Source organism: Thomasclavelia sp. (genome assembly GCF_017889095.1).
Classification (GTDB): Bacteria; Bacillota_I; Bacilli_A; order Erysipelotrichales; family Coprobacillaceae; genus Thomasclavelia.
The window spans coordinates 1-8,673 of the sequence record NZ_JAGHEW010000335.1; the positions used below are offsets into that span (position 1 = coordinate 1).

The 8,673-nt window shown below is 31.4% G+C and carries 9 protein-coding genes; 2 read left to right on the top strand and 7 right to left on the bottom strand.

The window, feature by feature from the left end; genetic code table 11:
- Together J7M77_RS14460 and J7M77_RS14465 are read left to right on the top strand one after the other, a co-directional pair.
- On the top strand, positions 1 to 1,220 hold a 1,220-nt coding region (locus J7M77_RS14460), incomplete at its 5' end, for a GHKL domain-containing protein (protein WP_296879826.1).
- The gene (locus J7M77_RS14465; RefSeq protein ID WP_296879828.1) at positions 1,210 to 1,638 is read left to right on the top strand and encodes a VanZ family protein; all 429 of its coding nucleotides are present in this window, start codon (positions 1,210 to 1,212) and stop codon (positions 1,636 to 1,638) included. The genes J7M77_RS14460 and J7M77_RS14465, both read left to right, overlap by 11 nt.
- Positions 1,639 to 1,662: 24 nt before the next feature.
- On the opposite strand, the gene prmC is transcribed toward J7M77_RS14465, so the two are convergent.
- The 7 genes from prmC to J7M77_RS14500 all read right to left on the bottom strand — a co-directional run.
- A complete protein-coding gene (gene prmC / locus J7M77_RS14470) occupies positions 1,663 to 2,520 on the bottom strand; it encodes a peptide chain release factor N(5)-glutamine methyltransferase (protein WP_296879830.1) in 858 nt (285 codons plus the stop codon).
- Positions 2,520 to 3,596, bottom strand: coding sequence for a peptide chain release factor 1 (prfA, locus tag J7M77_RS14475; protein ID WP_296879832.1), 1,077 nt, complete (start codon positions 3,594 to 3,596; stop codon positions 2,520 to 2,522). The genes prmC and prfA overlap by 1 nt, the downstream gene beginning before the upstream one ends.
- Before the next feature lie 251 nt (positions 3,597 to 3,847).
- Entirely contained in the window at positions 3,848 to 4,438 is a 591-nt protein-coding gene (locus J7M77_RS14480) for a thymidine kinase (protein WP_296879834.1), read from the bottom strand.
- 11 nt (positions 4,439 to 4,449) lie between these two features.
- Complete coding sequence (gene dnaB, locus J7M77_RS14485) at positions 4,450 to 5,823, bottom strand: replicative DNA helicase (protein ID WP_296879836.1); 1,374 nt, start codon at positions 5,821 to 5,823, stop codon at positions 4,450 to 4,452.
- A gap of 9 nt (positions 5,824 to 5,832) precedes the next feature.
- On the bottom strand, positions 5,833 to 6,279 hold the full coding sequence (gene rplI, locus J7M77_RS14490; RefSeq protein ID WP_296879838.1) for a 50S ribosomal protein L9: 447 nt from the start codon (positions 6,277 to 6,279) through the stop codon (positions 5,833 to 5,835).
- On the bottom strand, positions 6,279 to 8,237 hold the full coding sequence (locus J7M77_RS14495) for a DHH family phosphoesterase (RefSeq protein WP_296879840.1): 1,959 nt from the start codon (positions 8,235 to 8,237) through the stop codon (positions 6,279 to 6,281). Before J7M77_RS14495 ends, rplI begins: the two co-directional genes overlap by 1 nt.
- 40 nt (positions 8,238 to 8,277) lie before the next feature.
- Positions 8,278 to 8,673: DUF2232 domain-containing protein (locus J7M77_RS14500; protein WP_296879841.1), on the bottom strand; the 396-nt coding region annotated here is incomplete at its 5' end.

Below are 8,673 nucleotides of genomic sequence, written 5' to 3' on the forward strand. Positions count from 1 at the left end.
TACAAATGTTTTTTCTGTTTCTAACTGTTTATATTTATCAAAATATTTATTATCAAACTATTAAAATCAAAAGCTGGATATTACCACTGTTTTTGGGATCTATGGCAATTAATGTTTTATTTAATTATTTTGATGAAAACATCATTTGTTTAGGAATTGGAATATTTTTGATTTTTAGTGCTGTATTATATTTGATAAATTTTAATAATCATCTACAACTTTTATATTTTAGTGCTTTTTTTACGACTTTAATATTTTATTTATATATTTTAATTGAACTTTCAATTTGGGGCATAAAATTCAATCTCAATTCCATCAGTTATGTTAGTTATGTCGAAACTTTACTTTTTTCTGTTATAATTTTATCCCTTTTAGTTTATTCTTTTAAACTTAGATTCTTTTTACCAACAGGTAGGATCAATATCTTTATTCTTTTTTCTACAATATCATTATTACTAATAGAACTAATATTTTATGATCAATTTCCTAATATTGCCAGTTGGAAACTGGCTCATATATTTATGTATATAGTTATGGGATTAATTTGTATTAATAATAATATTGTAATTCAATATTTGTATAATGACTCTTATCAGTTATCACTTACTTTACAAAATAATTTTTTATCAAAAGTAACCAAAAGCTATGTTAATGAACTTAACGATAAGCAAACCAAAACTGTAAAAATCAAACATGATCTAAAAAATAAAATTATTATTTTACATCAGTTATTAAATGAAAATAAGGTTATAGAAGCAACTGAAATCATAACCGATCTTGATCAAGATCTTAGTTTTAAAAGTAATCATGCCTATACTGATAATATTATTATTGATGCTTATCTTAGCTATATAACCACAAATTCTAATCTTACTTTTAAAATCAAAAGTAATAATTTAGCTGATTTAAATTATCATAGTGATTTTTTATCCTTGTTTATTAATATAGTCGATAACGCAATTGAAAATGCAATAAGTGAAGTAACTATTAAACTGGATTATCAAAAAGATGATAATATCCTATTAAAAGTATCTAATGACTGTAATCATGATCCAAGTAAAAATCTTAAAAAAAGCACTAAAAAAGGAAGCCATGGCTATGGTTTACGAATCGTCCAAGATATTATTAATAAATATTTAGGGACTTATATTACGGATTATAAAAATAATGTCTTTACAACTTATATTTTGTTGAATTTGGGAGAAACTTATGAAAAATAGAAAATTATTTATGTTATTGCTTGGTATATATATCTATTATATTTGCATTGAGATTTTCAATTCAGGTGTTGCCGGTGTTGCTAATGTACCATATTTTGAAAAAATAATTAGATGTACTAATTTGATTCCTTTTACTAATTTATCAACACCACGTTCTTTATTTGTTTCTTTTGTCATGTATATGCCAGTAGCAGTATTGATAAGGGAATGTTATCCAGTATTAAAAATCAAAAAATATTTTATGATTTATATCATCTTAGCCATAACCATCTTTGAATTAATTCAAGTTATTACTTTAAGAGGATATTTTGATATTAATCAAATTATATTAGGTAGTTTAGGTGCTTTTATCGCCTATTCAATCGTTGATTTTTTTGATAAATTTATTCCGCGTAAGTCAAATAATGCTCAATATTAAAACGGAGTGAAGCACTCCGTTTGATTATTTTAAATTATGATAGATAAATAACATCCGATCTTTTCCGTTGATGTCTTTGATAATTTGATATGGTTCATTAGGAAAATATGTAGCTAATGCTTCTTCCATTAATTCCCGTTGATCAAAGCCCATTTCAAACGCTAATAAAGCGCGATCTTTTAATAACGGTTTTACTTCCTTAAAAATCCGTCGATAGAAATACAAACCGTCATTACCACCAAATAAAGCCACATGAGGTTCGTTATCTTTGACCATAGCTTCAATTTCCTGGTTATTAGGAATATATGGGGGATTAGAAACAAAGATATCGACTTTTATTTTATTTTCTAGTAATGGATTTAATAGATCGCCGACCATAAAATTGACATTAGCGTTTAAATTGGCTGCATTTTCTTTAGCTACCGCAATTGCTTTATCAGAAATATCACTTGCATAAACATTAGTCCGTGGTTCTTCTAAAGCTAAACTGATGGCAATAGCACCACTGCCTGTTCCGACATCACATAAATCAATCGTTTGATAATCACTGAAATAATCATCAATATGATAAAGAATATTTTCAACTAATTCTTCCGTTTCATAGCGGGGAATCAAAACATCTTCATTAACTTTAAAATCTCTGCCAAAAAATGTTTCGACTCCTTTGATATATTGAATCGGTTTCCCTTGATAATATTCTTCCATTCCCGCTAAAAAAGCTTCTTCTAATTCCGGTGCTACCTCTTCATCATACATCAAATATAATTCATGAGGTTCTTTTTTAGCTAAATGATAAAACAAAACCTTAGCAACATTAACATCTTTATACTCTTTATCTAATTTACTTTCAGCATTTTTGATCAATTCTTTTACGGTTGCCATTAATTTTGTCCTTCCATTTTTAAACGTTGATCTTCATTGATCAAAGCCGTAATAATATCATCTAATTTACCTTCCATGATCCGATCTAACTGTTGAATTGTTAGACCGATACGATGGTCAGTAACCCGATTTTGGGGATAATTATAAGTTCTAATTTTTTCCGCCCGATCACCAGTACCAACTTTACTTTTTCTTTCACTATCAACTTGTTCATTTTGCTGCTGCTGATAATAGTCATAAATACGAGCAACTAAAGCTTTCATCGCTTTATCTTTATTATCATGTTGCGAACGACCATCCTGGCTGGCAGCTACGATTCCGGTTGGTAAATGGGTAATTCGCACTGCAGAATCAGTTTTATTGATATGTTGTCCTCCAGCTCCACTAGCTCGATAAGTATCAATTCTTAAATCATTTTTATTAATTTCAACATCAACTTCTTCAACTTCAGGCATAACTAAAACAGTAGCCGTTGAAGTATGCACCCGTCCTTGAGTTTCCGTTTTAGGAACTCGCTGAACTCGATGAGATCCTGATTCAAATTTTAATTTACCGTAAACATCTTCACCTTTGACCATGAATGAAATTAATGAATAACCCCCAGCTTCTGCTACATCAGCTTCCATGACATCAATTTTCCATCCTTGAGATTCGGCGTATTTTACATACATCCGATATAAATCACCAGCAAAAATATTTCCTTCATCACCACCCGCGGCCCCACGAATTTCCATAATAACATCTTTATTATCATTTGGATCTTTAGGAATTAATTCAATTTCTAAACGATGAATGATATCTGGTAATTTTTCTTCTAATTCAGCTAATTCCATTTTAGCCATTTCTTTAATTTCTGGATCATTTTCTTTTACCAATTCATTAGCTTCTTCAATGCCATTGGCAATTTTTTTATACTCTTGATATAAATCGTAAGCGCCTTGTAAACTAGCCTGTTCTTTAGTAACGGCAGTCATTTTTTTAATATCACTGCCAATATCAGGATCCATCAACATTTGGCTCAATTCTTCATATCTATTTTCCATTATTTTTAAACGTTCTAACATACTTTCGTTCATGATTTATACCTCCAAACCTATCCTATTATATAATAAACATAATAAATAAGCAAAATAAATTTTTCGATGAAATTATCGCTATTTTTTTCTTTAATTATTTTATTAGTTCACATTCAGTTCACTAAGTTATTTTATTATATAGGTGTAGTAAGAAAACTACCCTCCCTTTAATAAATAAATAGAAGTCAAAGACAAGTTACGGCCGTAACTTGTCTTTATTTTATACAATAAAAAGCAAGTTTAAAACCTGCTTAAAATTTATGTGGTTTGTTATAAACCTGATGACAATGGCGACAACGTGGTTCATAACGCTCTTTAGCACCAACTAAAACAATCGGATCTTCAAAATCCGCTGGTTTACCATTGACTAGTCGTTGGGTTCTCGTTGCTGGTGCACCACATTTAGCACAAACAGCATTTAATTTAGTAATAAATTCAGCTCGTGTCAATAATTCAGGCATCACCCCAAAAGATTCACCTCTAAAATCAATATCCAAGCCAGCTACCATGACCCGAATCCCTTTATCTGCTAAATACTCGCATACTTCAATGATATCATCATCAAAAAATTGAACTTCATCAATCGCTACAACTTCTACGTCAGGATCAACTTTTTTTAAAATATCTTGTGCTTTTTCAACTACTAAGCAAGGTACGTGAGCTCCTGAATATGAAACAATTTCACTATCAGAATAACGATTATCTATTTTCGGTTTAAAAACAACAATATTTTTTTTCGCATAACTTAAAACATTGATTCTTCTAATTAATTCTTCGGTCTTACCGGCAAACATACAACCACAAATGACTTCGATCCAGCCTTCTCGATATAAATGATACATCTCTTTTCCTCCTAACCGCGTAAATCGCGAACTCCTTCACCACTACCTTCTGGTCCAACATGTGCTAAATCTGAAAAACGGCTATAATTTTTTTCAAAAGCTAAATTAACTTCACCAGTAGCACCATTACGATGTTTAGCGATAATTATTTCCGTTAACCCGCTATTTTCAGTTTGTTCACTAGGATCTTTGTAGTAGTCTTCACGATAAATAAATGAAACAATATCCGCATCCTGTTCAATTGCCCCAGATTCTCTTAAATCGGACATCATTGGCCGTTTATTAGGACGTTGTTCAACTGAACGTGATAATTGGGAAAGGGAGATAACTGGCACTTCTAATTCTCTGGCCAAAGCTTTTAAAGTTCGTGAGATTTCAGATACTTCTTGTTGTCTATTTTCACGATTTTTAGATGATGAAGTAATTAACTGTAAGTAGTCAATTACAATTAATTTCAATCCATGTTCACTTTTTAACTTTCGACTTTTAGCGACAATATCATTAATTCTAATTCCCGGACTATCATCAATATACATATTACATTTAGAAACCCGTTCAGCTGCCGCGTAGTATTTATTGGCATTAGTTTTTAAGATCTCTCCAGTACGAATGGAAGAACCTTCAATTCCGCCCATGGAACAAATAATTCTTTGCACTAACTGTTCCGCTGGCATCTCTAAAGAAAAGATGGCTACTGGTTCTTCTGATTTAAAAGCCGCATTATGAGCAATATTTAGTGCAAACGCGGTTTTTCCCATTGCTGGACGCGCTGCTAAAATAATCAGATCACCCTTTTGAAATCCGGAAGTAATTTTATCAAGATCACGAAAACCTGATTTGACTCCAGAAATATTACCATCAATTTTTTGAAGTAAATTCAAACGATCAGTTACACTTTTAATAACACCACGAATATCTCTAAATTCACCCGCACTTCTTTCCTGGGTAACCTTTAAAATTGTTTTTTCCGTGTTATCAATAAAATCATCAATATCTTCAACATCATCATAAGCTTCTTCGGCAATCCGCGTTGTTTCCCTAATGATCCTTCTAAGGGTTGCTTTATTATGAAGCATTTTTAAGTAATGATTGCTATGAGCAACAGTTGGGACTGATTCACTTAATTGAAGCAAATAATCAACCCCACCGCTTTTTTCTAACTGACCATGATCTAATAAATACGATGTTACCGTTGTAACATCAATAGCCATGCCCGTATCATTTAAAGAAGCCATTGCACTAAAAATCAAACGATGTCGATCTTCATAAAAATCATCTTCACTAGCTTTATTTAAAATATCAATACATTTATCTTTAGATATCAGCATCGCTCCAAGCAGCGATCTTTCCGCTACGATATCATGAGGATATTCCCGTCCAGCCATAATTTACTCCTAACGTTCTTTTAAATGAACGGTAATTGTGCCAATAATTCCTTTATATAAATCTACTTTTAATTTAGTATATCCTAAAGCTCCGATTGGATGAGCTTCGATAAATTTTCTTTTATCAATTCGAATATCATATTTTTCTCTTAATTGTTCAACAATCTGTTTAGTTGAAACACTACCAAATGTTTTGCCATCTTTACCTGATTTTAAAGTAAATTCCAAAGTTATACCTTCTAATTTTTTAGCTAATTCTTTAGCAGCCTTTTGATTTTCTAAATCTTTTTCATGTTCTAACTGTTTTTCATTTTCTAAAATTTTACGACTACTAACTGTTTCTAAAACAGCTAACTTATTTTTGATCAAATAGTTTTGTCCATACCCATCGGCAACTTTAACAACTTGACCTTTTTTACCTAATTTCTTTACATCTTGTAATAAAATAACTTTCATTAATCATTCGTCCTTTCATCTAAATATTCATTGATCGCTTCTTCTAATAAATTAATCACGACCGTAATATCTTCATATTTCATCTGGCAGGCAGCCATCGAAAAATGTCCACCACCACCAAGTTTTTCCATTATTAACTGTACATTAATATCACGGGTACTGCGAGCACTAATTGAGATTTCTTCCTTAGCCGTTCGACCAACAATAAATACTCCTTTGATTCCGCTAATTCCTAATAACTCATTTCCCGCTTTAGCTAATAGAGTACGACTATATATTTTATCTTGTCTGCCATAAGCTATCAAGATATTTTCACCATAGCGATAAGCTGTCTGCGTAATTGACAGTTTCGTTAACGTTGTATCATAATCATCTTCTAGATACTTATAGGCTTTCGATACATCAGCCTGCAGTTCTTTTAACATCGCTGCTGCCTGGAAAGTTCGGGTTCCCACTCTAGTTTTAAAATAATTTGTATCGATCAACATTCCTGTATACATGATCGTTGCTTCTTCTTCACTTACAATAACGGGATCTTTTTGATAATCAAACAGTTCCACGATCAATTCTACTGTTGAAGAAGCCGCTGGTTCTAGATAAGTAAGTAACGGTAAATCAATAAACTCTTCACCGCGGCGATGATGATCAATAACTACTTTATTTTGAATCATATCTAATAAAGTATCATCAATCGCTAAAGTTGGCTTATGGTTATCAACACAAATCAATAAACTATTTGGATGTAAAAAATCATAAGCTCTAGCCGGTGAAATAAACACCCCTTTATATTTATCCTGTCCTTGGAGTTTTTTTACAATCGCTCCGGTTTTTTCTTCCAATGATTCATTATCAATAATGATTCGAGCTTCTTTTTCATAAGTTTTCGCTAACGCATACATCCCTATTGAAGCTCCAAAGGAATCAAAATCCGATTGTTTATGCCCCATAATAAAGATATTTTCAGCTTGTTTAATTAATCCCGCTAAAGTCTGCGCAATAACTCTAGCTCTGACTTTATTAGATTTTTCATAACTTTCACTATTACCACCAAAATAACGAATTGGTTCATCGCTTGATTTAACCGTTGCCTGATCACCACCACGTGAATAAGACAGTGATAAAGCAGAAAAAGCCATTTGTTCCAACTCTCTTAAAATATTGCTGCCACGACCAATACCAATTGATAAAGTCATTACCTGGCCTAATTTATCAGCCTGATCTTTAAACTGATCTAAGATCTTAAATTTATCTTCTACTTGTTTACGATAAGTCCGTTCATTAAAAACCGCAATAAAACCATCACTTTTATAACGCTTTAAGATTACGCCATTTTCATTAGCCCAGTCAATAATTAACTGTCTCGAAGTTGACTGGATGGCTGCAGCGGTCTGTTCATCTGCCTGATCAATTGATTCTTCATAGTTATCAATTGTAATATAGGCTACAGCTATTTGCTGATCAAGATACTCTTTACTAATAGCCACATAATCAGTAACATCTTTTAAATATAACATGCGGTTTTCTTTACTGTTATATACTTCATATTTTCGTGAATTAATATCAATAACTTTAATATCATCATCTTCAAATAATGATGCCAGTAAGGGCTGCCACTCCAATAATTTTTTACCGACAATATCTAATTTCAATTCCGTAAATAAATCACTTAGCCAAATAATATTGCGGTTTTCATCATATTGAATTAACCCCACACCACCAAAAATAAAAGCATTTTTAGCTTCATCATTCAAAGCATCACTAACACTCAAATTAGCTTCACTAGCTAAAGAAGAAAGATAAACAATAAATCCATAAATAATTATATTTTTGATCCAAACATATAAAACAAAAAACAAAAATGCTTTAGATACAAAAAAATACAATAATAATATCAAGATACTTTCAACAACCAAGAGTACTTCGGCAAAACTTTTCAATTTATTCATCTTTACTGACACTAAGTCCACCACCTATCAATAATAACATTATACATTAATTTCATTTTCTTTTCATCATTTTAACTATCAATAGATTCGAATACACCCTAACAATATACCCTTCACAAATAAATAATAAAATCCAAAGCACTCCTAACATGACCATCGGATTTAAGATTCCCTTTAAAAACGGCAATAAACCTATAAGCGCCTGATACATTTCCATTCCTTCAGTAAATAAATTAATTCCCACTAAACCACCAAGAATAAAAAAGACTAAAAAATTTTTAATCGCCGATATAACCATTAAGCCATATTTACCAAAACGATAACTTTTTTGATGCTTTAAACAATAACCATAAAACACGCCCATAGTTAAAGTAAACGTAGTATAAAAAGTAAAAAACATCTGCCCGACTAAAAACAATACAATAAAAGCCGCTAATAAAACCATTAA

Coding starts and splice junctions, on each gene's coding strand:
- J7M77_RS14465 (WP_296879828.1), top strand. CDS start 1,210: ATGAAAAATAGAAAATTATTTATGTTATTGCTTGGTATATATATCTAT.
- prmC (WP_296879830.1), bottom strand. CDS start 2,520: ATGGCAACCGTAAAAGAATTGATCAAAAATGCTGAAAGTAAATTAGAT.
- prfA (WP_296879832.1), bottom strand. CDS start 3,596: ATGAACGAAAGTATGTTAGAACGTTTAAAAATAATGGAAAATAGATAT.
- J7M77_RS14480 (WP_296879834.1), bottom strand. CDS start 4,438: ATGTATCATTTATATCGAGAAGGCTGGATCGAAGTCATTTGTGGTTGT.
- dnaB (WP_296879836.1), bottom strand. CDS start 5,823: ATGGCTGGACGGGAATATCCTCATGATATCGTAGCGGAAAGATCGCTG.
- rplI (WP_296879838.1), bottom strand. CDS start 6,279: ATGAAAGTTATTTTATTACAAGATGTAAAGAAATTAGGTAAAAAAGGT.